Raw genomic sequence first — 25,439 nt, 5'->3', positions numbered from 1 at the left:
TTAAAGGATAAAAAAGGGGCAGGTAATGATGAGCGAACATCTCCGCCGGGCAGAAGCGACATTTCTGGAGCAGTACAGCGACTGGCTGCAGATGGTGCAGGAAAGTATGGTCCGGGTAACAGGCTTTTACCGGGAAGGGTTTGAAGAAAACGGCGACCGGCTGCTCGACAGCACGACCAGGGAATCCTCGCTGTTTTCCTCGCAGACAGTAACGATGGCATATCTGTTTGGCCAGGAGGAGGAATGGAAGCAGGATCTTGAAGCCTTCGAGCAGGCAACGGAAGAATTGCGGGGCCTGATAGATGCAGAAACGATGAGCAGCGCCGAGAAGATGCGATACGTCGCTTCAGTGTATATGCCGGTGCTTGAACGCTGGAAGCTGCGGGTGACAGCACTCGCGCGTAAATAAACAGGCAGGGGCCGGCCCCCCTGCCTGTTTATTTATTCGTCGCTGCCCTGTTCGGAAAGAGGCGGCAGCCCCAGCCTCTGTTCAAGCACCGGCAGAGATCCGTGATCAATAATCCAATTCGCCGGCTGGCGATCAGGATACATGAGCTCGGAAATGCTCTGGCCTTCAATCTGGCTGAACCGTTCACCTTCCTCCCACTCCTGCAGATTTTCAAAGTTCAGCTCTTCCGCCGTAGCGATGACGTTGGAAGGCGCGCTGATTGTCTGCTCATTGTTTACCTCATCATAGGCAAACGTGAGGGACTGAGTGGAGGAAGCAGTCTGCGGGGTCTGACTGTTATTCATGGCAATTTTAAAATCTGCCTGAATGCTTTTAGTCTGCATCGAGTCCTTATCGATAGTAATAGTGTAGACGGTGTCTTCCAGGTTACCGGCAAACAGCATATCGTCAATTAAGTTTTCAAAATCTTCATTGGTGAAACCGACCGTGCTCTTCACGAGTTCACGCATTTGATCGGAACGTCCTCGTGCCTCGATCACGTATTCCGACTCCTGTTCGTCCATTTGAAAATCTGTAGCGTAGGCTTCGATCAGCTCCAGCACAGCCGATGGTTCGCCGATGGACTGGCTTGAAGCACTCAAATCACCGGTGAATTCATCCGGATACTTGATCCATTCTTCTTCTGCAGAATCATACGTAAAAAAGCCTTCGGCCGTCAGGTAGCGCTCGATTTCCTTTGGCTCCTGTTCGGTCGTCTGCAGCGTCGAAGACTCGTGGTAGGCGAACGGATCGGTACCGACTTCCACATGGGAGGTGAGTTCATTGGTAACCGGCTCTTCCCGGGCCGGGCCGATGGTCTGGTCCATATTTATATCAATAGAATAACGATCTAATTCCTGCATATAGTCAATACTTTCAGAAAGAACCTCACCAGAAGCCGGTTCCTCATCTGAAGCTTGGTTTTCCGTGGGATCTGGTTCATTGTCAATGGATGAACATCCTATCGGAAGGACGAGACTTAAAGAAACGAGAAGTACGCCAAAAGACTTCCTCATGGAACCTCCGACCTCCATCTAAAATTCGTTTTACATATTCCTCAAGAATACCACACTTTTACACAAAAAAGAATAAGACCTCGTTCACGGTTGTCTTCCACCGCTTTCCAAAGAGGGGGAACGAATATGAACTGCGTGGAGGAAAGCACCCTCAGCAGCAGGAGAGCATAAGAAAGAAACCCGGCGGATGCCGGGCTTCTGGTGCCCGGGGCGGCCGCTTAGACAAGGGGAGCGGCGCCCGGACGGACAGAACAGTGTGGGAGGTTGCTGCTGTCAGAGGTATAAGGGGAAATATGTAGAAGAGTAAGCAGCCGAAGTGCTGCTGCCTGGTACTATCATATGTTCCGGAGCGCCGGAATACAAGGGAAGACGCGCTTTTAGGCTTTATTTTAAAATAGGGGCTCCTGTCCGTGTCCTATTCTAAAATAGGAAGCGTCTGCTTTATTAAATGAGCAGAATAATAATTGAAAATTGCGGGTATAGAATGAACGATGCATATTCCGCATGAAAGGGAGTAATATTGGTATGTTTGGAAAAATATATATTAACGGTGAATGGAAACAGGCAGACGAAGGCACCATTGATGTTGTGAATCCGGCAAACGGAGAAGTAGTGGGAGAGACGGCTAACGCAGGCGAAGCGGAAACGAAGGAAGCGATTAATGCCGCCCACGAGGCGTTTGATTCCTGGTCGAAGACGACGGCTTACGAACGGGCAGACATTCTCCGCAAGATTTACACCCTCATGATGGAGCGCCAGGATGAACTTGGCGAACTGCTGACAAAGGAAATGGGTAAACCACTTGCGGAGGCAAAAGGCGAAGTAGCCTATGCGGCCTCCTTTATTGAATGGTACGCAGATGAAGCGAAACGGGTATACGGCGAGACCATTCCATCCGGTTCGGAAAACAAGCGGCTGATGGTGATTCACCAGCCCGTCGGCGTTGTGGGCGCGATTACCCCGTGGAATTTTCCGCAGGCAATGATCACCCGTAAAGTAGGACCGGCTCTTGCCGCAGGGTGCACGATCGTGCTGAAGCCGGCGAAGAATACGCCGCTGTCCGCTGTTCGTTTCGTGGAAATATGTGAAGAAGCGGGCGTACCAAAAGGCGTGATCAACCTGGTTACCGGCCAGAGCTCCTCGGCAATCGGCAATGAACTGATGGCAAACGAAAAAGTCCGGAAGGTTACCTTTACCGGCTCCACCGAAGTCGGAAGCAATTTGATGGAGCAGGGCGCCCAGGATATTAAAAAGCTGTCGCTTGAACTCGGCGGCCATGCGCCGGCACTCGTCCTTGACGATGCAGACATTGAAAAAGCAGTCAACGGCGTTGTGGCCTCAAAATTCCGTGCGTCCGGACAGACGTGCATCTGCGTCAACCGGGTATATGCCGATGAAAAGGTATACGAAGAGTTTGTCGAAAAATTTGCGGAGGCATGCAAGGACCTGAAGGTCGGCGACGGCATGGACGAAAACGTGAAGGTCGGCCCGCTGATTGATAAAGACGCCTACGACAAAGTTGAACGCCACGTGCAGGACGCCGTCGATAAAGGCGCGAAGGTTGTCACCGGCGGCAGCGGCTATGAAAAGGACGGCGGCTACTACTTTGAACCGACCGTGCTCCGCGACGTCAACCACGACATGATCATCATGCACGAAGAAACGTTTGGGCCGGTGGCACCGGTACAGAAAATCACAAGTGATGACGAAGGCGTCAAGCTCGCGAACACGACGCCGTTCGGTCTTGCTTCGTACTTCTTTACCGAAAACATGTCCCGGGGCATGAAAATCGCCGAAGGCCTCGAATATGGTATTGTCGGCTGGAACGACGGCGGCCCATCGGCCGCCCAGGCACCGTTTGGCGGCTGGAAGCAGAGCGGTATCGGACGCGAAGGCGGACGTCAGGGCATTATGCCGTTTCTTGAAACCAAATATATTTCCATGGGATTATAATAGAAATACAGACTGCGCCGGAACGTTCCGGCGCAGCTTTTTTGTATGAAATTTCTGGTTAAGCCAGCGCTTACAATTAAAAGGGTTTTATCTGTTTCATAAGTCCTGAGACCCTTTTGTTATGCCACATTCTTTTCACTTTTTAAAAAAATTTTGTTGTTTGAAAAGGATTCTGCAAAAGGAATATAGAAAGTAGACACATAACGATAAGGAGGGGTTCACTTGATGAACTTTAACATTCGCGGGGAAAACTTAGAGGTGACTCCAGCTCTTCGAGGTTACGTAGAAAAGAAAGTGAGCAAGCTTGAACGTTACTTTGATACAACCCCTGTAGCGGACGTCCATGTAAATATGGAAGTTCAAAACAGCGAGAAAATTTTAGAAGTGACCATCCCTATGCCGCAGCTGCTGCTCCGTGCAGAAGAAACGCATACGGATATGTATGCGGCGATCGATCTTGCGACGGATAAGCTCGAACGGCAGATTCGAAAATATAAAACGAAAGTAAACCGCAAGTTCCGCCAGAACGGCAAAACATCGGAAGTATTTAAAAACAATATTGAAGAATTAAATGAGGAAATTGCCAATGGCGGGGTGAAAGAAGCTCCGTTAATGGATGAAGTGACAGAGGAGGACGACGGCCTTGAAATTGTCCGGACCAAACGGTTTAATTTAAAGCCGATGGATACGGAAGAAGCAATCCTTCAGATGGACATGCTCGGCCACAACTTTTTCGTCTTTGCCAACTCTGTCAGCGGTGACACATCAGTCGTATACAAACGCCGCGACGGGCGCTACGGCCTGATTGAGCCGGAAGAATAATTTTATGAGTCAACAAGCCCTGTGCGGGTAATGCGCAGGGCTTGTTTTAGTTTTGCCGGAAGCACGGGTACTCGTTGTAACAATAGCGGAATACTGTTAAAATATACGGTGATGCTTAGAAATACAACGATTCATTTATATATGTAAAACAACAGATAAAATCAGGCTTCGAGCCCTTACTGACAATTAAAACAACTATACGCGTCAATCGTATTTCGGCTAGATGGTACGAAAGAGAGGACGATGATTAAACCATGAGAGGTTTATTAAAGAAAGTCATTGGAGATACAAACCAAAAATATGTAAAAAAACTGGAGAAAAAAGCGGAAAAAATAGAAGCTTTTTATGAAGACATCCAGACTTTGAGCGATGAAGACCTTGCCCGTAAGACAGAAGAGTTTAAAGAACGCTATCAGCAGGGGGAAAAGCTTGAACAGCTGCTTCCGGAAGCCTATGCGGTTGTCGCGGAAGCATCGACACGCGTACTCGGGATGACTCCCTTCCGCGTACAGCTGATGGGCGCCATCGTATTAAACGACGGAGATATCGCGGAAATGAAAACCGGGGAAGGGAAAACCCTCGTCGCAACCATGCCGGTCTACTTAAACGCCATTACCGGCAAAGGCGTGCACGTTGTTACCGTCAACGACTATCTGGCCAAGCGTGACAGCGAAACTCTGGGAGAGCTTTACCAGTTCCTCGGATTGACCGTCGGCCTGAATTTAAAGGATATGAGCAAAGAAGCGAAGCGGGAGGCCTATCTGGCTGACATTACGTACGGGACCAATAATGAGTTTGGCTTTGACTACCTGCGGGACAATATGGTGCTGTACAAGGAACGAATGGTGCAGCGGCCGCTGCATTTTGCCCTCGTCGACGAAGTTGACTCAATTTTGATCGACGAAGCGAGAACACCGCTGATCATTTCCGGCTCGGTGGAGCAGTCGACCAAGCTTTACGCAGCGGCTAACGTGTTTGTGAGCCGGCTGAAGGAAGAGCGGGATTACACAATCGACGAAAAAACCAAAACGGTGCTTTTGACCGATGAAGGCGTTACCCGGGCGGAGAAAGCATTTCAGATAGAGAATTTGTATGACCAGCAGCATGTGCAGCTGCTCCACCATATTAACCAGGGGTTAAAAGCCCATGTGACGATGCACCGCGATGAGGACTATGTGGTGCAGGACGGCAAAGTGGTCATAGTGGACCAGTTTACCGGACGTTTGATGGCCGGGCGCCGGTACAGTGAAGGCCTCCATCAGGCCATTGAAGCGAAGGAAGGCATGCGGGTGCAGAAGGAAAGCATGACACTCGCTTCGATTACATTCCAGAACTACTTCCGGATGTACCAGAAGCTTGGCGGCATGACCGGTACGGCAAAAACGGAGGAAGAGGAATTCCGCAATATATACGGCACGGATGTAGTGTCGATTCCCACTAACAAACCGGTCGTCCGTGAGGATAAATCCGATTTGATTTTTAAAACCCGGGAAGCGAAATTTCGTGCGGCTGCCGACAGGATTGCTGAATTGTACGAAACCGGCCAGCCTGTGCTCGTCGGTACGGTTAACGTTGATACGTCCGAGCTGATCTCCCGGTACTTGAAAAAGAAAAACGTTCCTCACAACATCCTGAACGCAAAAAACCACGAAAACGAAGCGAAAATCATTGAAAATGCCGGTCAGCGCGGGGCTGTCACTATTGCGACCAACATGGCCGGCCGTGGTACCGACATCAAGCTCGGAGACGATGTTCCGGATCTCGGCGGACTATTTGTGATCGGTACCGAACGGCATGAAAGCCGCCGGATCGACAATCAGCTCCGCGGCCGTGCCGGACGCCAGGGGGACCCCGGTGCTTCCCAGTTTTACCTGTCGATGGAGGACGAGCTGATGCGCCGGTTCGGCTCTGATAATATGAGCAGCATGATGGAGCGCCTCGGGATGAGTGAAGATCAGCCGATCGAAAGCAAGCTGGTCACCCGCGCGGTGGAACAGTCGCAAAAGCGGGTGGAAGGCGCCAACTACGACTCCCGGAAGCAAATCCTGCAGTACGACGATGTCATGCGTGAGCAGCGTGATATTATTTACGCCCAGCGGATGGAAGTGCTCGAATCGGACAACCTGCGTGATATCGTGCTTCGTATGCTGGATTCCACAGTGAAAAATATTGTTGCCGCTTATACGCCGGTGGAACAGGTACCGGAGGACTGGGACCTGGAGGGCATGCTTCACTACCTGAACACGACCGTTCTGAATGAAGGCGATTTGACAGAGCAGGACGTTAAAGGTCTTGAGCAGGAAGAAGTTATCGAAAAGATATGGGAGACAGCAAAAGGGAACTACGAAGCAAAAGAGCAGGAATTTGACGAAGAGTCCATGCGTGAATTCGAAAAAGTGCTGCTCCTCCGGTCGGTGGACCGGAAGTGGATGAACCATATCGATCAGATGGACCAGCTCCGCCAGGGCATTCACCTGCGGGCTTACGGCCAGAATGATCCGCTTCGTGAATACAAATTTGAAGGCTTTAATATGTTTGAAGACATGATTGCCTCCATTGAAGAAGAAGTAGCGACGTACGTAATCAAATCGGAAGTGAACGAAGAGAACCTGCAGCGCCAGGAAGTCGCTAAAGGAAAAGCAGTACGCCAGGACGAACAGGAAGCAGAAGAAGAGCAGCCGAAAAATAAAAAGAAATCAGCGCCGGCAAACGGCAGCCGGAAAATGCCGGTGCCGAACAAGCGGTAATAAGAAACGAAAAACGGCAGGGACAGGTCCCGAAGTGCTTAGCTTCGGGCTTTTTCCTTGCCTCCTACATTCAGAAAGGGGATTTCTCACATGGATATGGCAGAAATTCGAAACGAACTTGAAAATATGGCTAAGCGATTAGCGGACTTCAGGGGGTCTCTTTGACTTCGATGCCAAGCGGGAACGCATAAGCGAGCTCGAAGAAAAGATGACCCACCCCGGCTTCTGGGATGACCAGGACGCCTCCAAAAAAGTTATCGATGAAAACAATGCGTTAAAGGATATTACCGAAGGCTACCGCGAGCTTGAAGAGCAGCACGAAAATCTCGAGGTTTCCTATGAGCTTGTGAAAGAAGAAGACGATGAAGATTTAAAAGAAGAGCTCGAATCAGGCACGAAGCAGCTGAAAAAGGACATTAACGATTTTGAGCTGCAGATGCTCCTCAGCGAGCCGTATGATAAAAACAACGCCATTCTGGAGCTGCACCCCGGCGCCGGCGGAACGGAATCCCAGGACTGGGCGTCCATGCTGCTCCGGATGTACACCCGCTGGGCGGAAAAGAAAAACTATACGGTGGAAACCCTCGATTATCTTCCCGGGGACGAAGCCGGCCTGAAAAGCGTCACTATGATGATTAAGGGGTACAATGCCTACGGCTTCCTGAAAGCAGAAAAGGGCGTGCACCGGCTCGTGCGGATCTCCCCGTTTGACTCCTCCGGGCGCCGGCACACCTCATTTGTCTCCTGCGAGGTCATGCCGGAAATGGAGGACTCCGTAGAGGTGGAAGTGCGGACAGAGGATTTGAGAATCGATACGTACCGTGCGAGCGGTGCCGGCGGTCAGCACGTAAACACGACGGACTCCGCCGTGCGGATCACCCACCTGCCGACAAACATCATCGTCACCTGCCAAAACGAGCGGTCCCAGCTGAAAAACCGGGATCAGGCGATGAAAATGCTGCGGGCAAAGCTGTATCAGCGCCAGATTGAAGAACGCCAGCAGGAAATGGATGAAATCCGCGGAGAACAGAAAGAAATTGGCTGGGGAAGCCAGATTCGTTCTTACGTGTTTCATCCGTACAACATGGTGAAAGACCACCGGACGAATGTTGAGATGGGGAACACGCAGTCAGTGATGGACGGCAATCTTGACCCGTTCATCGATGAGTATCTGCGTGCAAGCATGAAAGTATAACAAAGGGCAAAATCAGCAGCCTGCGTTCGCGCAGGCTCTTTTTACGTCAAACCAAAAGGAGGAAGTGTAATGGTAAACCGAAGAAGAAAACCAATGTCAAAAACGGCGTTGAAATGGGTCAACGGGTTCCAGATTTTTGCCGGAACGGCCGTTGTGGCTGTTTCCTATAACGCTTTTTTACTGCCGAACTCGATCGCATCCGGAGGGGTAAGTGGTTTTGCGACCCTCCTGGAGGCTTCGCTGAACGTAGAACCGGCTGTAACGATAGGAATCACCAACGTTCTCCTTTTCATTCTCGGTCTCCTGCTTCTTGGTGGACTCCAGTACGGGGCAAAAACGATAATTGGGACGCTGTTTTTGCCGTTTATTGTTTATTTCACAAGGAATTGGGACATCGGCATCGATGATCCGCTGCTCGGTGCGTTATTTGGCGGAATCGGAGTGGGCTTTGGTCTTGGACTGGTGTTTCGCGCGAGTGCTTCGACTGGAGGGACGGATCTTCTAGCTCAAATTATTCATAAATACGCCGGGGGGACGCTCGGTACCTCAGTTTTTATTATGGACGGGCTGATCGTTACGGGCTCGGCATTCATATTTGGCCTGGAGTTCGCACTGTATGCCCTTATTTCGTTATTTGTTACCGGAAAAACTATTGATGTCGTGCAGACCGGTCTGGGCTATGCCAAGGTGGCTTTTGTGATTACAAAGCACGAAGAAACGGTACGCAAATCCATTTTAAAAGAAGTGGACCGCGGGGTAACCAAACTCGAAGGACGTGGGGGCTTTACCAATGATGCGCGTCCGGTGCTGATGTGCGTCGTCAACCGTGGGGAGGTCACCCGGCTGAAGCGTGTGATCCAGCTGCAGGATCCCGAAGCCTTTGTGGTTGTAAGCAACGCTTCAGAAGTGCTTGGCCAGGGATTTGAAAATCAGGGCAACTCTGTGTAAAAAAGCGGAAGCGCCAACATTGTGTTTCAGAACCATAGAAGTTCATGCTACACTAAAGAAAAGCGGAGCCACCCTTGTTGTAAGGAAGTTCGATGAAAGACGCCACTTGCGTGACACCATCGAACTGACCCGCTTCGCAGGTTCAGGGACGGCTCGTCGTTTTCGATTCGGAGGAACAGCTCGTGCAGCTGATTCCTCTTTCGTATAGTCTGTGGTTTGGTTACGACTTTAATAAAGCTGGAGTGAAATAGATGAAGAAAAACATCAAAGTGACGGCAGCAATTCTGGTCACAGCAGCGGCAGCCGGGACCGGAGGCGCGGCCGTAGGTGCTTCTGTCTGGGGAGGAGAGTCGGGGGCGAACTCACCTGCACTGTCCGAATCCGGTTCGGACAGCGGAACGGAAAACGTGTCAGAAGAAGACTTAAATAAAATCAGTTCTGTATATGATCTGATCGACTCCGAATACATGACAGAAGTGGATGACGATGCGCTGGTGCAGGGGGCTATCGAAGGAATGATCGGAGAACTCGATGATCCTCACTCCAGCTACATGAGTGAAAGCACAGCACAGGAATTCACGCAGTCACTGGAGTCGTCCTTCGAAGGCATTGGAGCTGAAGTAAATAAATCCGGGGACGCGGTAACTATCGTTTCTCCAATCGATGATTCTCCAGCAGAAGCCGCCGGACTTCAGCCAAATGATGATATTTTGGAAATTAACGGAGAAAGCACAGAAAATCTGGAGCTCAATGAAGCGGTCCTGAAAATCCGCGGAGAAAAAGGAACGAACGTGAACCTCACCGTACAGCGGGGAAGCGGGGAGCCTTTTAATGTTGAAGTGGAGCGCGATGAAATTCCGATCGAAACCGTAGAGGGCGAAGTGATCGAACAGGACGGGGAAAGCATCGGTTATTTGAATGTATCGTCATTTTCTGAAAATACAGCCAATGAATTCGAAACCCAGCTCGAGCAGGTGGAGAGTGAAAACATTGACGGACTGGTGATTGATGTCCGTGGAAATCCGGGCGGATATTTGAACGCGGTGGAAGACATCGGCAGCATGATTATTCCGGGCGGAGAGCCGGTAGTCGAAATTGAAGACCGGGAGGGCACAATTTCAGAGGTGACCTCATCCTTAGAGGAGAACAAAGACTACCCGGTGGTCGGCGTGATTGACCAGGGAAGTGTTTCTGCTTCTGAAATTCTGGCAGCTGCAATGAAGGAGTCCGGAAGCTTTGAGCTGGTAGGGCAGAGTACCTATGGCAAAGGAACGGTCCAGCAGGTAATGGAACTGGATGACGGAAGCGATGTGAAGCTCTCTGTTTCCAAATGGCTGACACCGGATGGAAACTGGATTAATGAAGAAGGCGTGGAGCCGACCATTGAGCAGGAGCAGCCGGACTATTTCCAGGCATCTATTTTGTCCATTGAGGAAGCCCTGGAGCCGGATACGACTGGAGAAAATATTGCGACTGCGCAGACCCTCTTAAAGGGGGCCGGCTTCGATCCGGGACGTGAAGACGGGTACTACAGCGAAGAAACCGAAGCGGCGGTACAGGATTTCCAGGAGGAACAGGAAGGTCTGGAAGCCACCGGAACGCTGACGCCGGAAACAGCAGATGCGCTGAACGATTTTGTGCTTGAAAATGTCCAGAACCGGGATAACGATAAGCAGCTGCAGCGCGCGCTTGATGTAGTCGCAGAAAAATAAATGAAGGCTGATACCGGTGGCCGGGCTCTGCCCGGTCCAAAGAAAAGGGGGAAATAGTGGATGCAGGGAATAATCGATGAAATTGGTCCTGCGTTAGCGTGGTTTTTTCTGAACCCGCTGACTTACATAATGATAGCAGCCATGCTTATGGTTGGTTATCTTCGAGTGAAAAGAGAACGGAAAATGTTTCAGGCTAAAATGTATCCAATGCTGATGGAAATGACGATGAGTGTTATTCCGGCGATCGTAATCGCTGCTTTTGTCTCGGTCGTCACCATTGTTACGGGCATTTCACTGCCTCTGGGAACAATCGTGCTTGCAATAGTGATCAGCGCCCTGCTGGCAGTATCAGGTCTGCACCGCTGGCTGACCGCTCTGCACGTGTGGGGAACGTCATTCTTAGCGGCTCTGGCGCTTGATGCTGCCGGGGCTGCGGTACCGTTTTTCTCTGACGCAGCCTGGCTCGGAAATGGCTTTGATGCTTTTTCTCTGATGGTCTGGCTCGCAGTGCTCACGCTTGCGGAAGGAATACTGATTGTCTGGAACGGGACAAAGTTCTTTTCTCCGATACGGACAGTCAGCCGCCGCGGCAAGCCGATTGGAGGTCAGATCACGCACCGCCTCTGGATGCTCCCGGTATTTCTGTTTATTCCGGGGAGCGCTGTTGAGGCAGGAGGCTGGTGGCCGCTGCTTCCGGGCGGGACCGCTTTTTCTCTTCTTCTTCTGCCGGCAGTGATCGGCATACGGATGAAAACCTTCGACCGTCTGGCAGCTGTGCAGGTGCGTTCGGCCGGGTGGTGGGTTGTACGAATCGCTGTCCTTACCGGCGCCGGTGCAGCACTTGCTTATTTTTACAGCGGATGGGTTATTCCGGTAATTACGGCTGTCCTGATTCTGCTGCGGGAATGGGTAACCATTGCTGCCGGCAGTTCAGCTAAAAGCAATTTTCTTTATACGCTCCGCGGAGACGGAATATCCGTACTCGCTGTCCTGCCGGAGTCTCCGGCAGACCGCATGCATATTAAAGCAGGTGAGGTTATCCGGCGGGTGAACAGCGAAAAAGTATATGATGAAGCGAGCCTGTACCGGGCGGTGCAGAAAAATTCCGCCTACTGCCGGCTGGACGTGGAGGATATTAACGGAGAGCTTCGCCAGGCGCAGGCGGCGCTTTACAGCAATCAGCACCATCAGCTTGGGATATTGATGATTAATAAAGAACGAACGGCACCGGAAAGCATGCATACGGCCCAGTAAAACAGAACCCCCCTGCCGGGTTCTGTTTTTTTGCATGATGCAGGGGAAATGTCGTTTTCTTTGCAATTACCGGGGAGTGGAGTACAATAATAATAGCGAATATACGTTCGTTTTTATGTTGTTTCTTTCCAATCTTCATGTGGTATAGTAAATAGACATATGACCGGAACGCAGACAGGAAGTGAGGGACTAATATGAACGAAACATTTGAACTGGCTAGTAAATATAACCCGGCGGGCGACCAGCCGCAGGCGATTGAAAAGCTGGTTCAAGGGTTGAGCGACGGCGAAAGATACCAGACACTGCTCGGAGCTACAGGGACCGGCAAAACGTTCACAGTATCCAACGTGCTGACAGAAGTAAACCGGCCGACGCTTGTCATGGCGCACAATAAGACACTGGCCGGGCAGTTATATAATGAATTTAAGGAAATGTTTCCAAACAATGCGGTGGAATATTTTGTGAGTTATTACGACTACTATCAACCGGAGGCCTACGTACCGCAGACAGACCAATTTATTGAAAAGGACGCGAGTATTAACGATGAAATTGACAAACTAAGGCACTCGGCGACGAGCGCCTTATTTGAGCGGGAAGACGTTATTATTGTCGCCAGTGTCTCCTGCATTTACGGCCTTGGTTCTCCGGAGGAGTACCGGGATCTGGTGCTTTCGCTCCGGACCGGCATGGAGATTGAACGGGACCAGATTCTCCGGAAGCTCGTGGACATTCAATACGAGCGTAACGACATTAATTTCGTGCGCGGGACGTTTCGCGTGCGCGGCGATGTCGTCGAGATCTTTCCGGCTTCAAGAGACGAGCACTGCATTCGTGTTGAAATGTTTGGCGATGAAATCGACCGTATCACTGAAGTGGACGCCCTGACCGGTGAGGTTATCGGTGAACGCTCGCATACTGCCATTTTCCCGGCCTCCCACTTTGTGACCCGGGAAGAAAAAATGGAACGGGCCATTAAAAATATTCAGCAGGAGCTTCAGGAACAGCTCGAAAAGTTTCGGGCGAACGGCCGGGAGCTTGAGGCGCAGCGGCTCGAACAGCGTACCAATTACGACCTTGAAATGATGCAGGAGATGGGTTTTTGCTCCGGCATCGAGAACTATTCGAGGCATTTGACCTTCCGGAACCCGGGGGATGCGCCGTATACATTGATTGACTATTTTCCGGATGATTTTTTACTCGTGGTGGATGAGTCCCACGTTACGCTTCCGCAGGTGCGCGGTATGTACAACGGGGACCAGGCGAGAAAGCAGGTGCTCGTAGACCACGGCTTCCGTCTTCCGTCTGCGATGGACAACCGCCCGCTGAAATTTGATGAATTTGAAGAGCGGATTAACCAGGCGATGTTCATTTCCGCGACCCCGGGACCGTATGAGCTTGAACACGCACCGGAAGTTATCGAACAGATTATCCGGCCGACCGGTCTGCTTGACCCTACCGTGGAAGTGAAGCCTATTGAAGGACAGATCGATGACCTGATCGGCGAAATTCATGAACGCCGGGAGCAAAACGAGCGGGTGCTCGTAACGACGCTCACCAAGAAGATGGCGGAGGATTTGACCAACTATTTAAAAGAGCTCGGCATCCGGGTGAAGTATCTGCACTCGGACATTAAAACGCTCGAGAGGATCGATATTATCCGCCAGCTGCGTCTCGGCCAGTTTGATGTTCTGGTCGGCATCAACCTTCTCCGGGAAGGGCTCGATATTCCGGAAGTGTCGCTGATCGGCATTCTGGATGCAGACAAGGAAGGCTTTCTGCGCGCGGAACGCTCCCTTATCCAGACGATGGGTCGTGCTGCCCGGAACGACCGCGGGCATGTTATTATGTACGCAGACAAAATCACGCGGTCAATGGATGTGGCGATCAGTGAAACGAATCGTCGCCGCGAGATCCAGATAGCGCATAACGAAAAATACGGCATCACACCAAAAACGATCCAAAAAGAAATCCCTGCCCTGATCCAGGCAACAGTCAGCTCAGAGGATTCATCTGATATTGATAAACCGGCTCTCGATAAAATGAGCAAGACGGAGCGGAAAAAAGTAATCGACCAAATGGAAGACGAAATGAAACAGGCGGCCAAAGACCTGCAGTTTGAACGCGCAGCCGAACTGCGCGATATGGTATTAGAACTTAAAGCGGAAGGATGACCAACGAATGGCAGCAGATAACATTAAGATTCAGGGGGCGAGGTCCCACAATTTAAAAGATATTGACGTGACAATTCCTAGGGACCAGCTGGTCGTCATGACTGGATTATCCGGCTCCGGGAAATCTTCGCTCGCCTTCGATACAATCTATGCTGAAGGACAGCGCCGGTACGTCGAATCATTGTCCGCGTATGCCCGCCAGTTTTTAGGGCAGATGGAAAAGCCGGACGTTGATTCCATTGAAGGGCTGTCCCCGGCGATATCGATTGATCAGAAAACGACGAGCAAGAACCCGCGCTCCACAGTCGGCACCGTGACGGAAATTTATGACTACCTGCGGCTTTTATTTGCGCGAGTTGGTACGCCTTACTGCCCGTACCACCATGTGCCGATCACCTCCCAGACCATTTCCCAGATGGTTGACCAGATGATGGCTTATGCCGAACGGACGAAAATGCAGATTCTCGCTCCGGTTATTGCCGGCAGAAAGGGAGAGCATGTGAAGGTGATGGACCAGCTGAAGCAAAAAGGGCTGGTGCGTATTCGCGTGGACGGAGAAATGCGCGACGTTGGAGAAGAAATCAATCTCGAAAAAAATAAAAAGCACGATATTGAAGCAGTGGTGGACCGCGTTGTCATTAAAGACGGGGTGGAGTCCCGGCTCGCGGATTCATTGGAAACAGCCCTCGAACTCGGGGAAGGGAAGGTGCTGATTGATGTTGTCGGTGAAAAGGAAATGCGGTTCAACCAACATCACTCGTGCCCGGAATGCGGATTTTCGATCGGGGAGCTTGAGCCGAGAATGTTTTCCTTTAACAGTCCATACGGCGCCTGCCCGACCTGTGACGGTCTTGGCAGCAAGCTCGAAGTGGACAGCGACCTTGTAGTTCCCGATCCGGACCGGACGCTGCGGGAGCATGCCATCGCTGTATGGGAGCCGATCAGCTCCCAGTATTATCCGCAGCTGCTCCGCTCGGCCTGTGATCACTTTAATATTGATATGGACACGCCATTTAAAGATCTTCCGGAAGAGCATAAAGAAATACTGCTCGAAGGCAACGGCCAGCAGAAAATAACCTTCCGTCATAAAAATGAACGCGGCCAGGTCCAGGAGCGCCAGATTTATTTTGAAGGCGTGCTCAACAACGTTTCCCGCCGCTATCGTGAGAGCGGATCGGATTTTACCCGTGAACAGATGCAGCAGTATATGAGCAACAAGCAGTGCCCGACGTGTAAAGGCCACCGCCTGAGCCTTGAGGCGCGTTCTGTGCTTCTTGGGAATATTCACGTCGGGGAGCTGACGGACCTTTCAATACAGCAGGCGTATACGTATGTCGAAAACATCGATCTAACGGAAAAAGAAATGGAGATCGCCCGTTTGATTCTGCGTGAAATCAATGAACGGCTCGGCTTTCTCATTAATGTCGGTCTCGATTATTTAACCCTGAGCCGTTCTGCCGGTACGCTGTCAGGCGGGGAGGCGCAGCGCATCCGGCTGGCTACCCAGATCGGTTCGGCACTGATGGGTGTCCTTTACGTTCTCGATGAGCCGTCGATCGGCCTTCACCAGCGGGACAACAACCGGCTGATACAGACGCTGCAGAACATGCGTGATCTTGGAAACACGCTGATTGTCGTTGAACACGATGAGGATACCATGCTTGCTGCCGACCATATCATTGACATCGGCCCCGGGGCCGGCCGCCACGGCGGTCACATTATTGCAGAAGGTACACCAGAGGAATTGAAGGAAAACGACGCCTCCTTGACCGGTCAGTATTTAGCGGGAAAAAAATTTATTCCGCTCCCGGGAGAACGGCGTAAGCCTTCCGACCGCTGGCTGAAAGTAAAAGGCGCAGTGGAAAATAATCTGAAGCGTACGAATGCAGATGTCCCGCTCGGCCTGCTGAGTGCGATTACCGGTGTCTCAGGATCCGGGAAAAGTACGCTGATCAACGATATTTTATACAAGGTGCTTTCGCAGAAGCTTCACCGCGGTAAACAGAAGCCGGGCGCACATAAAAGCGTGGAAGGTATCGATCAGCTTGAAAAAGTGATTGATATCGATCAGTCGCCGATCGGCCGGACGCCGCGCTCAAACCCTGCGACCTATACCGGGGTATTTGATAATATCCGTGAGGTATTTGCGATGACCAACGAAGCGAAAATCCGCGGCTACCAGAAGGGACGCTTCAGCTTCAACGTCCGGGGCGGACGCTGTGAAGCGTGTAAAGGCGACGGTATTATCAAAATAGAAATGCATTTTCTTCCGGATATTTATGTCACATGTGAAGAGTGCGGCGGTCAGCGCTACAATCGTGAAACGCTCGAAATTAAATACAAAGGCAAAAACATTGCCGATGTACTTGAAATGACCGTGGAAGAGGCGGTGGACTTCTTTGAAAATATTCCAAAAATCCGGCGCAAAATCCAAACGTTATATGACGTTGGTTTAGGGTATATAAAACTAGGACAGCAGGCAACGACACTTTCAGGTGGGGAAGCCCAGCGTGTAAAGCTTGCTTCCCAGCTGCACCGCCGTTCCACGGGCAAATCCCTTTATATCCTCGACGAGCCGACGACTGGTCTCCATGTGGATGATATCGACCGGCTCCTGAAGGTGCTCCAGCGGCTTGTGGATAATGGCGATACTGTTTTAATCATCGAGCACAATCTCGATGTCATTAAAACGGTGGACCACATCATTGATCTCGGTCCGGAAGGCGGAGCAGGCGGAGGCAAAATTGTGGCTACCGGCACGCCGGAAAAAGTAGCGGAGTCAAAGGCTTCCTATACAGGTTATTATTTAAAGCCCGTACTTGAAAGAGAACGGGAGCGCATGGCCAGGCAATGGGAAGCATCGGAGCAGGCCGCCCATACCCCTTCATCATAGAAGAATCGACTGAAACGGATACCACTGTTCTTCGTATGTAATAGGAAGCAGAAGGCTAAAAAGTCCATGTACCGGTTCTGATATATTACCTAAGGAGGAACATGAAATGGATGAAGAACGTCAGCGAATACTGAAAATGATGGAAGACGGTATTATTTCTCTTGAAGAAGGAGAACGACTGCTCCGGGCCAAAGGATCAGGCGCATCGTCCGGTCCCCAGGCAGACAGCAAGGAACAAGGGGAAGGCGGCTCCTCCGAATCCCGGAGAAGCGGTGCCTACCGGACAGATAAGAAAGCAGCCGGCAGCCAGAAGAGAAAAAGTAAGGAAGACCCGTTTGCGATGCTCTCCGGCTTTTTTGATCATGCGCTTGACCGCGTTAAACGGTTTGACCTCGACTTTAATTTCGGCCCAGCCGTAGACTTCCAGCATACGTTTGAACATGATGAGAGTGACATTCGCTCGCTCGACATGTTTATTCAAAACGGAAGCCTTATCTGTCAGAAGTGGGAGGGCAGCACCATCCGTGTTGCCTGCCAGGTAAAAGCCTATACCGAGGAAAGTGAAGACGCAGCCCGCCGTGAGTTCATCGAAGGAACTGATTTTGACTCCCGGAGCGGGAAGCTCCGCTTTGCTTCAAGGTCCGGCCACTATAAAGTCCAGGCGATCGTTTATGTGCCGGAAAAATCGATGGACAAAATGGATGTATCGACGTTTAACGGAGATATCCGGATCGACGGAGTTCAGACAGATAATCTGTACGTCAAAGCAAGCAACGGGGCAATTACAGTGCTGCATGCTTCTGCCGGCTATCTGGCAGTGGAGACAGCCAACGGGTCAGTGGAACTGAAAGAAGGTAAAATCGGCAGCGCCGACGTCAAAACATGGAACGGTTCGATTCATTATGACGGATCGCTTTCAGATATTGAAGCAGAGGCGCTGAACGGGGCGATTACGGCCCGGTACACGTCCCTTAGTGAGAGGAGCCGGGCGCTTCTTTCCACTACAACGGGGAGCATCAAGGTGATTACGCCGCGGGACATCAGAACGGAGGGCGTACTCCGTACAAACGTCGGGAACTACAAGTGTCTGCTCGACAACATCGAAGTGAAAGAAGAAAAAAGCGAATTCATGCAAAAGTATTATCAGTTTGTATCCAATCCGGATTCGACTCCAACGCTTAGACTGGAGGCTTCGGCAAAAACTGGTGCCATAACCGTGCAGGGTCATGAATAAAAAACTGAAAGGGTGATCAGGTTGGCAAAAAAGAAGTTGTACAAATCCCGTGAAGACCGGAAATTGACAGGCGTATGCGGCGGATTGGCGGATTACCTCGGCTGGGATTCTTCCTTAATACGGATTATCAGTGTGGTGCTCGTTATTCTCCCGGTTACCTCCTGGGTGCTTCTGATTTATCTCGTATTAGCCGTGCTTCTCCCTGATGAAGAGGATGCCGTCTCCTAATGGGCTGTTTAGTACCTTTTATTGTTAACACTATTGCATTAATGGTAGTAGCCGGGTTTTTCCCCGGCTTTACTATTGACGGCTTTGGGGCAGCTATTGCGGCTGGTTTAGTGTTGACGCTGATCAATCTCGTGATTCGCCCGCTTTTAATTTTTTTCACTCTACCGCTTTCAGTCGTTACATTCGGATTGTTTATTTTTGTGATCAATGCGTTGATGCTGATGCTTACATCAGCGGTTATGGGAGAAGCCTTTAACATGTCCGGCTTTGGCATGGCTTTTCTTGCTGCTGTAGTGATCGCTGTTTTAAATATGCTGATGTACAACCTTTTCGTGAATCCGCTGAGCGGAAGAAAAACGTGACGGTCTTCCGGAAACTGGGAAAAATTATAATAAGTGAAAAATGGCCCGCCTGCAGGCGGGTCTTTTTCGTGCAGCAGTGAAACTGAAATCCTACGGAGCAGGTTCCATCTTCTTTTGAAAACGTGCTACAATAGCAACGTACGAAGTAGAGAGAGCAAACGCATTCACGATATAACAGAGCGATTTTTGAGGGAGGCAGCATGATGGCAAAAGTGACAGCAACGGATTTAAAGGAGCGGTTTCAATTAGAGCTTCTTGCCGGGGAAGAAGGGCTGTACCGGGCGATAACCACGAGCGATATTTCCCGTCCGGGAATAGAGATGGCTGGTTTTTTTACATATTATCCTGCCCGGCGGCTGCAGCTGCTCGGGCGCACAGAACTTTCTTTTTTTCAACAGCTTCAGGACGAAGAAAAGCAGGAGCGCATGGAAAAGCTTTGTACATACGACACTCCGGGTATTGTTATTTCGCGGGGACTGGTGGCCCCGCCGGAGCTGATTGAAAATGCGGAAAAGACCGGGGTGCCAATCATGCGCTCGCATCTGCCAAGCACACAGCTGATCAGCCAGCTGACGAACTATCTCGATACAAAACTGGCCAAATCCACAGCCATGCACGGCGTTCTGGTGGACATTTACGGCATCGGCGTGCTGATCACCGGGGCAAGCGGTGTTGGAAAAAGCGAAACGGCGCTCGATATCGTGCGCCGGGGGCACCGGCTTGTAGCGGATGATTCTGTCGAAATCCGTCAGCAGAACGGCGATACCCTTGTGGGCACGGCTCCCGAGCTTATCCAGAATCTGCTTGAAATCCGCGGACTCGGCATCATCGATGTGATGACGCTGTTCGGGGCAGGCGCCGTCCGGCCGTATAAACGAATCTCGCTGACCATTCATCTTGAGCTTTGGGACGAGCAAAAAGCGTACGACCGCCTCGGTCTTGATGAAGAGACGCTTCAGGTGCTCGACACAGAGATTCAGAAGCTGACTGTTCCGGTGCGGCCGGGACGAAACCTCGCCGTTATTATTGAAGTAGCGGCCATGAATTTCCGGCTGAAACGGATGGGCGTGAACACAGCCCAGCAGTTTTCGGATCGGCTGAAACAGATGATTGACGACGGTGATAAAGAAGAATTTTAATTACTACACATTTAGCAGTCAGGAGTGGCAGGGGATATGATTTATTCATCGATTCAGCCTATCGACCGGGTCGCCTTTGAAATCGGGTCTGTGCCTATTTACTGGTACGGGATTCTCATTGGCCTGGGCGCTCTGCTTGGGTACATTTTAGCTTCCTATGAAGCAAAGAAACGCGGGCTCCCGGAAGATATTTTCGCGGATCTGCTCATTTTTGCCATACCGATTTCGATTATCTGCGCCCGGTTGTATTACGTGATTTTTGAGTGGGATTACTACGCACAGAATCCGGGCAGTATTCTGGCCGTATGGGAAGGCGGTCTTGCGATACACGGCGGATTGATCGGCGCCGTGCTTACGGGCATCGTTTTCTCGAAGGTTAAACGGGTCTCCTTCTGGAAGCTGGCGGATATTGCCGCGCCGAGTATCATTTTAGGGCAGGCGATCGGCCGCTGGGGCAACTTTATCAACCAGGAAGCCCACGGCGATGAAGTGAGCCGTTCGTTTTTGGAGGGGCTGCATCTGCCGGAATTTATTATTAACCAGATGTATATTGAGGGAGCTTACTATAATCCCACGTTCCTGTACGAATCGCTTTGGAATATTGCAGGATTTTTACTGCTTTTAGGGCTGCGCCGGGTTAACCTCCGCCGCGGGGAGCTGTTTTTAACCTATGTTATCTGGTATTCCTTCGGACGCTTTTTTATCGAAGGGATGAGGACCGACAGCCTAATGCTGTTTGATACGATCCGGGTGGCGCAGTTAATTTCGGTGCTCCTGATCGTAGCAGCCGTGAGTCTGATTTTATACCGCAGGCAGGCCGGCCTTGCAAAAGCAAGATACTTAAGTAAAGATGGTCCCGGCATATAAGGATGAAAGCGAAAGGGGAAGCATCATGACCAGATGGAATACACTGCTGTTTGATTTAGACGGCACGCTGATTGATACAAATGATTTAATCATTTCTTCATATGAACATGTGCTGACGTACTACGCTCCTGACCAATACAGCAGAGATGACATCATCAGCTGGATCGGGGTGCCGCTGGCGGATAACTTTTCAAGCATCAGCAGCAATCCGAGCCAGGTGGAACAGATGATTGATACGTATCAATCCCACAACCTGGCGAACCATGAAACGCTCGTCCGGGAATACGACGGAGTATACGACACTATCAAAACGTTGTACGAGCGCGGCTATTCCCTTGGTATTGTGACGACAAAGCGGAAGGAAGCGGCGGTCAAGGGGGCTAATATGCTTGGGCTGCTTCCTTTTTTCTCCACGTTCGTTACGGTGGATGATGTCGAAAATCCGAAGCCGCATCCGGAACCGCTGCAAACAGCTATGAAACAGCTGAATGCCCGTCCGGAGGAAACCATTATGATCGGGGACAGCCAGTTTGATATTCTGGCAGGGAAAAATGCCGGGGTGCACACAGCCGGAGTGGAATGGACCATCAAAGGGGCATCATTTCTGAAAAATTATGAACCGGACTGGATGCTCACCCGGATGAGCGATCTGCTCGATATTATTGGAGAAACAGAAGAATGAGAAAAACAGATCGTTATTTCCCGGGCAATAATACCAATGCTTTGTGGCAGATGTACCGGACGGTTCCATTTTTGAAGGCATTCAGAAATACAGCTGTTATTGAAGCTTCCCGGGTCGTACCTTTTGTATCTGTGAAAAGATGGATCTACCGGCAGCTGCTTGGAATAGAAATAGGTGAAAAAACGGCGCTTGCGTACAAGGTTATGCCGGACCTTATGTTTCCCGAGAAAATCCATATTGGCAGCAATTCCATTATCGGCTATCAGTCGACGCTTTTGACACACGAGCATTTAATTGATGAATACCGTCTTGGCGACATTGTAATCGGAAACGAGGTTATGATCGGTGCCAATGTGACTATTCTGCCCGGGGTGACGATTGGAGACCGGGCTGTGGTGGCAGCGGGAACGGTCGTGCATAAAGACGTGCCGGCACGGGCCTTTGCCGGCGGCAGTCCGATGCGGATAAGAACGTAGGCTTCAAGCCGGCTTTCAAGAGAGCCGGCTTTTCGCATTTTTGGAGACGGAAAAGGCTGATAGGGCAGCAAATATTGTTACAATGAAAGCAGAGATGGAAAATTGACGGTGTAAAAAAAGATGTGTAAACTATGGTTATTCTTTATTTTGTTAGTACATTAGCGAACTAAAGCACCGTGAAAAGAAAAGGAGAGAGAGTATGAGTAAGCTTTTTATGTTTGAAAAGCCGCTCGGCATGCGCGATGCGCTTCCGGGATATTTTCAGACAAAACGGAACGTACAACGGGTCATTAACGATGAATGGGAAAGCTGGGGGTATCTGCCCGTCGAAACGCCTACCCTGGAATATTACGATACGGTCGGGAGCGCTTCGGCGATTCTTGATCACCAGCTGTTTAAACTGCTCGACCAGCAGGGGCGGACGCTGGTGCTGCGCCCGGATATGACTGCGCCTATCGCCCGGGTGACGGCGTCCGGTCTGCAGAACCAGCACTTTCCGATCCGTTTGGCTTATCATACTAACGTTTTTCGCGCGCAGCAGCTTGAGGCAGGACGGCCGGCAGAATTTGAACAGCTTGGCGTGGAATTGATTGGAGACGGCACTTCGAGCGCGAACGGAGAAGTTGTTTCTCTTATGATCGAAGCTCTGCGAAAAACTGGGCTGACTACGTTTCAAATTACCGTCGGACACGTCGGGTACGTGAATGCGCTGCTTGAAGAGGTGCTTGGAAATGATGAACGTGCTGATGACCTGCGCCGGTTTTTATATGAAAAAAATTATGTCGGCTACCGCCAGCATGTGGAAAATCTCCCGCTTTCGTCTCTGGATAAGAAAAAGCTTAACAGCCTGCTGCGCCTGAGGGGCGACTGGCGGACGCTGGACGAAGCTTTGAATCTGGTTCAGACGCCGGCGGCAAAGGAAGCGGTCGAAGAGCTGCAGGAGCTGAAAACGGTGCTTGAACACTACGAGCTGTCCGATTACATTAAGCTCGACTTTAACTTATTTATGCATATGAGCTACTATACTGGCATCGTATTCGAAAGCTACGGCAACAACCTGGGTGTGCCGCTTGGAAGCGGTGGTCGCTATGATGAACTGCTGCAGCAGTTTAACCGTCCGGCCCAGGCTGTCGGATTCGGTCTCCGGCTTGATTTACTGGTCGAAGCCCTCGGCCTCACTGGAGCGGTGCCTTCCCAGACGTGTATCTTGTTCAGTCCGGAGCGCCGCCCGGAAGCGGTGGATCACGCGCGCAAACTCCGCGAAACCGGAAAACGGGTCGTGCTTCAGGATATCCGCGGCGTAGAGGACGTGGATCAGCTGAGCGGGTCCTATGAAGATGTTGTATCCATGATCGGAAAAAAGAAGGAGGGAGCTTCGCATGAATGAATGGCTGACAATCGCGATGCCAAAGGGACGGATTTTCGAAGAAGCGGTGCAGCTTCTCCGTAAAGCCGGATTTCCTATTCCTCCGGAGTTTGAAGAATCCAGAAAGCTGATCGTCGACGCTCCGGAAGCAAATATGCGCTTTATCCTGGCAAAGCCGATGGATGTGCCCACCTATGTTGAACACGGAGTGGCAGACATCGGGGTCGCCGGCAAGGATACGATGATTGAAGAAGAGCGTGACGTGTATGAGGTGCTGGATCTGAAAATCAGTGCCTGCTACCTGGCAGTTGCCGGGCTTCCAGAGTATGAGAAGTCCGATATAAATCCAAAGGTGGCGTCCAAGTACCCAAACCTGGCGACACAGTACTTTAAGCAGCAGGGGGAACAGGTGGAAATTATTAAATTAAACGGCTCGATTGAACTGGCCCCGCTTGTCGGTCTGGCAGACCGTATTGTAGACATTGTTTCTACCGGCCAGACGCTGAAGGAGAATGGTTTAATAGAGCTTGAAACAATTGTGCCGATCACGTCCCGGCTGATCGTCAATCCGGTAAGCTATCGTTTGAAGGATACTGTTATTGATGATCTTGTGGAGCGTGTTGCCCAGGTGATAGGAGTGGAAGAGCAGGTATGATGAACGTGACCCCCTTGGATAAATCAGTAACGCTTGAGCGCACCATTGAAGGAGGGACCGAAAAGCAGCGGGAATCGGTCGCCTCCATTATTGAAAAGGTGCGTCACAACGGGGATAAAGGACTCGTTGAGCTGACCGAGATATTTGACCGCGTGACGCTCGATGAGATGTTTGTCCAGCAGGAAGAAATAGATGAAGCGTATAATCAGGTGAACGATAAAGAGCTCGAAGCGATCCGCAAAGCGATTGAAAATATCCGTGATTTTCATCATCGCCAGCTCCGGCAGTCCTGGATGGTGACAAAAGAAGACGGGACGATGCTCGGCCAGCGGATTATTCCGTTCGACCGCGTCGGTATTTATGTACCGGGCGGCAAGGCAGCATACCCCTCGACCATTATGATGGATGCCATCCCGGCAATCGCTGCGGGCGTGAAAAGCATTACGATGTGCTCGCCGCCGGGGGAGGACCAGCGCCTTCATCCGATGGTGCTCGTCACGGCCAGTGAGCTTGGCATTAAAAATATTGTGAAAATCGGGGGAGCGCAGGCGGTAGCCGCGCTTGCCTACGGCACGGAAAGCATCCAGAAGGTAGATAAAATCGTCGGGCCCGGCAACATTTATGTAGCGCTGGCTAAACGCGAAGTGTTCGGCCAGGTGGCGATCGACAGTATCGCGGGACCAAGCGAAATTGTTGTGCTTGCTGATGACACAGCCCGGGCGGATTATATTGCGGCCGATATGCTTTCCCAGGCGGAGCACGATGAGCTCGCCTCGGCTGTGCTTGTAACCACCTCGGAGGCGCTCGGCCAAAAAGTGGCCGAAGAGCTTGAGCGTCAGCTTGAAGACCTCCCTCGCAAAAAAATTGCGCAGGAGTCGCTTGATAAACACGGAGCCATCTACTTAACAGAAACGATGGCGGAGGCGGTGGAAGCTGTGAACCGGCTTGCACCGGAGCATCTGGAAATCATGACCGCCCAGCCGGATAACCTGCTCGGCTCCATTCGTCATGCCGGGGCTGTCTTTTTAGGGCCGTACAGTGCCGAAGCGGTCGGCGATTACTTTGCCGGCCCGAATCACGTACTTCCGACGAGCGGGACGGCCCGCTTTTCGAGCCCGCTCGGTGTCGATGATTTTGTGAAACGGTCCAGCGTGATTTCCTACAGCAAAGAAGCACTCGAGGAAAACGGCGAATATATCTCTGCGATCGCCCGGATTGAGGGCCTTGAAGCACACGCGCGCGCAGTGGATATCCGGAAAGGGGAGAAGTAG

The 25,439-nt window shown here is 51.1% G+C and carries 21 protein-coding genes; 20 read left to right on the top strand and 1 reads right to left on the bottom strand.

Annotated features, from left to right (window positions below):
* Positions 1 to 28 precede the first annotated feature (28 nt).
* The gene (locus ACTTK7_RS05030; RefSeq protein WP_462866321.1) at positions 29 to 409 is read left to right on the top strand and encodes a hypothetical protein; all 381 of its coding nucleotides are present in this window, start codon (positions 29 to 31) and stop codon (positions 407 to 409) included.
* Between the two features lie 32 nt (positions 410 to 441).
* On the opposite strand, the gene ACTTK7_RS05025 is transcribed toward ACTTK7_RS05030, so the two are convergent.
* Complete coding sequence (locus tag ACTTK7_RS05025; protein WP_462866319.1) at positions 442 to 1,464, bottom strand: DUF6612 family protein; 1,023 nt, start codon at positions 1,462 to 1,464, stop codon at positions 442 to 444.
* A gap of 525 nt (positions 1,465 to 1,989) precedes the next feature.
* On the opposite strand from ACTTK7_RS05025, the gene ACTTK7_RS05020 reads away from it, so the two are divergent.
* The 19 genes from ACTTK7_RS05020 (at position 1,990) to hisD (ending at position 25,439) form a co-directional block, all read left to right on the top strand.
* Positions 1,990 to 3,417 (top strand): NAD-dependent succinate-semialdehyde dehydrogenase, encoded by a 1,428-nt coding sequence (locus ACTTK7_RS05020; protein WP_462866317.1) that lies wholly within the window; start codon positions 1,990 to 1,992, stop codon positions 3,415 to 3,417.
* Positions 3,418 to 3,642: 225 nt separating this feature from the next.
* Entirely contained in the window at positions 3,643 to 4,239 is a 597-nt protein-coding gene (hpf, locus tag ACTTK7_RS05015; RefSeq protein ID WP_462866315.1) for a ribosome hibernation-promoting factor, HPF/YfiA family, read from the top strand.
* Positions 4,240 to 4,493: 254 nt separating this feature from the next.
* Positions 4,494 to 6,986: a preprotein translocase subunit SecA gene (secA, locus tag ACTTK7_RS05010; RefSeq protein ID WP_462866313.1), complete on the top strand. Its 2,493-nt coding sequence runs from the start codon at positions 4,494 to 4,496 to the stop codon at positions 6,984 to 6,986.
* A gap of 90 nt (positions 6,987 to 7,076) precedes the next feature.
* Positions 7,077 to 8,181 (top strand): peptide chain release factor 2 gene (prfB, locus tag ACTTK7_RS05005; RefSeq protein ID WP_462866311.1). Its coding sequence is split into 2 segments (ribosomal slippage): positions 7,077 to 7,148 and positions 7,150 to 8,181, totalling 1,104 coding nucleotides; the frame shifts between segments, so codons are not numbered across the junction.
* Between the two features lie 69 nt (positions 8,182 to 8,250).
* Positions 8,251 to 9,129 carry a YitT family protein gene (locus tag ACTTK7_RS05000; protein ID WP_462866309.1) on the top strand — a complete coding sequence of 293 codons (879 nt, stop codon included), beginning with the start codon at positions 8,251 to 8,253 and terminating at the stop codon, positions 9,127 to 9,129.
* 251 nt (positions 9,130 to 9,380) lie between these two features.
* Positions 9,381 to 10,841 carry a S41 family peptidase gene (locus ACTTK7_RS04995; protein WP_462866307.1) on the top strand — a complete coding sequence of 487 codons (1,461 nt, stop codon included), beginning with the start codon at positions 9,381 to 9,383 and terminating at the stop codon, positions 10,839 to 10,841.
* Between the two features lie 60 nt (positions 10,842 to 10,901).
* A complete protein-coding gene (locus tag ACTTK7_RS04990) occupies positions 10,902 to 12,095 on the top strand; it encodes a hypothetical protein (RefSeq protein WP_462866306.1) in 1,194 nt (397 codons plus the stop codon).
* 194 nt (positions 12,096 to 12,289) lie between these two features.
* Entirely contained in the window at positions 12,290 to 14,266 is a 1,977-nt protein-coding gene (gene uvrB / locus ACTTK7_RS04985) for an excinuclease ABC subunit UvrB (RefSeq protein ID WP_462866304.1), read from the top strand.
* Between the two features lie 7 nt (positions 14,267 to 14,273).
* Positions 14,274 to 17,159: an excinuclease ABC subunit UvrA gene (uvrA, locus tag ACTTK7_RS04980; RefSeq protein ID WP_462866302.1), complete on the top strand. Its 2,886-nt coding sequence runs from the start codon at positions 14,274 to 14,276 to the stop codon at positions 17,157 to 17,159.
* 106 nt (positions 17,160 to 17,265) lie between these two features.
* Positions 17,266 to 18,393: a DUF4097 family beta strand repeat-containing protein gene (locus ACTTK7_RS04975; protein ID WP_462866300.1), complete on the top strand. Its 1,128-nt coding sequence runs from the start codon at positions 17,266 to 17,268 to the stop codon at positions 18,391 to 18,393.
* A 21-nt stretch (positions 18,394 to 18,414) separates the two neighbouring features.
* On the top strand, positions 18,415 to 18,621 hold the full coding sequence (locus tag ACTTK7_RS04970) for a PspC domain-containing protein (RefSeq protein ID WP_091613446.1): 207 nt from the start codon (positions 18,415 to 18,417) through the stop codon (positions 18,619 to 18,621).
* The gene (locus ACTTK7_RS04965; protein WP_091613443.1) at positions 18,621 to 18,983 is read left to right on the top strand and encodes a phage holin family protein; all 363 of its coding nucleotides are present in this window, start codon (positions 18,621 to 18,623) and stop codon (positions 18,981 to 18,983) included. The genes ACTTK7_RS04970 and ACTTK7_RS04965 overlap by 1 nt, the downstream gene beginning before the upstream one ends.
* Positions 18,984 to 19,186: 203 nt before the next feature.
* Positions 19,187 to 20,122 (top strand): HPr(Ser) kinase/phosphatase, encoded by a 936-nt coding sequence (gene hprK / locus ACTTK7_RS04960; RefSeq protein ID WP_462866298.1) that lies wholly within the window; start codon positions 19,187 to 19,189, stop codon positions 20,120 to 20,122.
* Between the two features lie 36 nt (positions 20,123 to 20,158).
* On the top strand, positions 20,159 to 20,989 hold the full coding sequence (gene lgt / locus ACTTK7_RS04955) for a prolipoprotein diacylglyceryl transferase (RefSeq protein ID WP_462866296.1): 831 nt from the start codon (positions 20,159 to 20,161) through the stop codon (positions 20,987 to 20,989).
* Between the two features lie 25 nt (positions 20,990 to 21,014).
* Positions 21,015 to 21,671 (top strand): pyrophosphatase PpaX, encoded by a 657-nt coding sequence (gene ppaX, locus ACTTK7_RS04950; RefSeq protein WP_462866294.1) that lies wholly within the window; start codon positions 21,015 to 21,017, stop codon positions 21,669 to 21,671.
* The gene (locus ACTTK7_RS04945; RefSeq protein WP_462866293.1) at positions 21,668 to 22,147 is read left to right on the top strand and encodes an acyltransferase; all 480 of its coding nucleotides are present in this window, start codon (positions 21,668 to 21,670) and stop codon (positions 22,145 to 22,147) included. The genes ppaX and ACTTK7_RS04945 overlap by 4 nt, the downstream gene beginning before the upstream one ends.
* A gap of 199 nt (positions 22,148 to 22,346) precedes the next feature.
* Positions 22,347 to 23,534, top strand: a complete 1,188-nt coding sequence (locus ACTTK7_RS04940) for an ATP phosphoribosyltransferase regulatory subunit (RefSeq protein ID WP_462866291.1) — start codon at positions 22,347 to 22,349, stop codon at positions 23,532 to 23,534.
* A complete protein-coding gene (gene hisG, locus ACTTK7_RS04935) occupies positions 23,527 to 24,168 on the top strand; it encodes an ATP phosphoribosyltransferase (RefSeq protein WP_462866289.1) in 642 nt (213 codons plus the stop codon). Before ACTTK7_RS04940 ends, hisG begins: the two co-directional genes overlap by 8 nt.
* Positions 24,168 to 25,439 carry a histidinol dehydrogenase gene (gene hisD / locus ACTTK7_RS04930; RefSeq protein WP_462866440.1) on the top strand — a complete coding sequence of 424 codons (1,272 nt, stop codon included), beginning with the start codon at positions 24,168 to 24,170 and terminating at the stop codon, positions 25,437 to 25,439. The genes hisG and hisD overlap by 1 nt, the downstream gene beginning before the upstream one ends.

This window comes from Marinococcus tarijensis, assembly GCF_054971385.1.
Note: the sequence above shows the minus strand (reverse complement) of the source record. Positions and strands in the feature narration are given on the sequence as shown.

Excerpts from the sequence above, each read along its gene's own strand:
- ACTTK7_RS04940 (WP_462866291.1), top strand. The coding sequence starts at position 22,347 with ATGAGTAAGCTTTTTATGTTTGAAAAGCCGCTCGGCATGCGCGATGCG.
- ACTTK7_RS05000 (WP_462866309.1), top strand. The coding sequence starts at position 8,251 with ATGGTAAACCGAAGAAGAAAACCAATGTCAAAAACGGCGTTGAAATGG.
- ACTTK7_RS04945 (WP_462866293.1), top strand. The coding sequence starts at position 21,668 with ATGAGAAAAACAGATCGTTATTTCCCGGGCAATAATACCAATGCTTTG.
- ppaX (WP_462866294.1), top strand. The coding sequence starts at position 21,015 with ATGACCAGATGGAATACACTGCTGTTTGATTTAGACGGCACGCTGATT.
- ACTTK7_RS04975 (WP_462866300.1), top strand. The coding sequence starts at position 17,266 with ATGGATGAAGAACGTCAGCGAATACTGAAAATGATGGAAGACGGTATT.
- hprK (WP_462866298.1), top strand. The coding sequence starts at position 19,187 with ATGGCAAAAGTGACAGCAACGGATTTAAAGGAGCGGTTTCAATTAGAG.
- uvrB (WP_462866304.1), top strand. The coding sequence starts at position 12,290 with ATGAACGAAACATTTGAACTGGCTAGTAAATATAACCCGGCGGGCGAC.
- ACTTK7_RS05025 (WP_462866319.1), bottom strand. The coding sequence starts at position 1,464 with ATGAGGAAGTCTTTTGGCGTACTTCTCGTTTCTTTAAGTCTCGTCCTT.
- hisG (WP_462866289.1), top strand. The coding sequence starts at position 23,527 with ATGAATGAATGGCTGACAATCGCGATGCCAAAGGGACGGATTTTCGAA.
- lgt (WP_462866296.1), top strand. The coding sequence starts at position 20,159 with ATGATTTATTCATCGATTCAGCCTATCGACCGGGTCGCCTTTGAAATC.
- ACTTK7_RS05020 (WP_462866317.1), top strand. The coding sequence starts at position 1,990 with ATGTTTGGAAAAATATATATTAACGGTGAATGGAAACAGGCAGACGAA.
- uvrA (WP_462866302.1), top strand. The coding sequence starts at position 14,274 with ATGGCAGCAGATAACATTAAGATTCAGGGGGCGAGGTCCCACAATTTA.
- secA (WP_462866313.1), top strand. The coding sequence starts at position 4,494 with ATGAGAGGTTTATTAAAGAAAGTCATTGGAGATACAAACCAAAAATAT.
- hisD (WP_462866440.1), top strand. The coding sequence starts at position 24,168 with ATGAACGTGACCCCCTTGGATAAATCAGTAACGCTTGAGCGCACCATT.
- ACTTK7_RS04995 (WP_462866307.1), top strand. The coding sequence starts at position 9,381 with ATGAAGAAAAACATCAAAGTGACGGCAGCAATTCTGGTCACAGCAGCG.
- hpf (WP_462866315.1), top strand. The coding sequence starts at position 3,643 with ATGAACTTTAACATTCGCGGGGAAAACTTAGAGGTGACTCCAGCTCTT.
- ACTTK7_RS05030 (WP_462866321.1), top strand. The coding sequence starts at position 29 with ATGAGCGAACATCTCCGCCGGGCAGAAGCGACATTTCTGGAGCAGTAC.
- ACTTK7_RS04965 (WP_091613443.1), top strand. The coding sequence starts at position 18,621 with ATGGGCTGTTTAGTACCTTTTATTGTTAACACTATTGCATTAATGGTA.
- ACTTK7_RS04990 (WP_462866306.1), top strand. The coding sequence starts at position 10,902 with ATGCAGGGAATAATCGATGAAATTGGTCCTGCGTTAGCGTGGTTTTTT.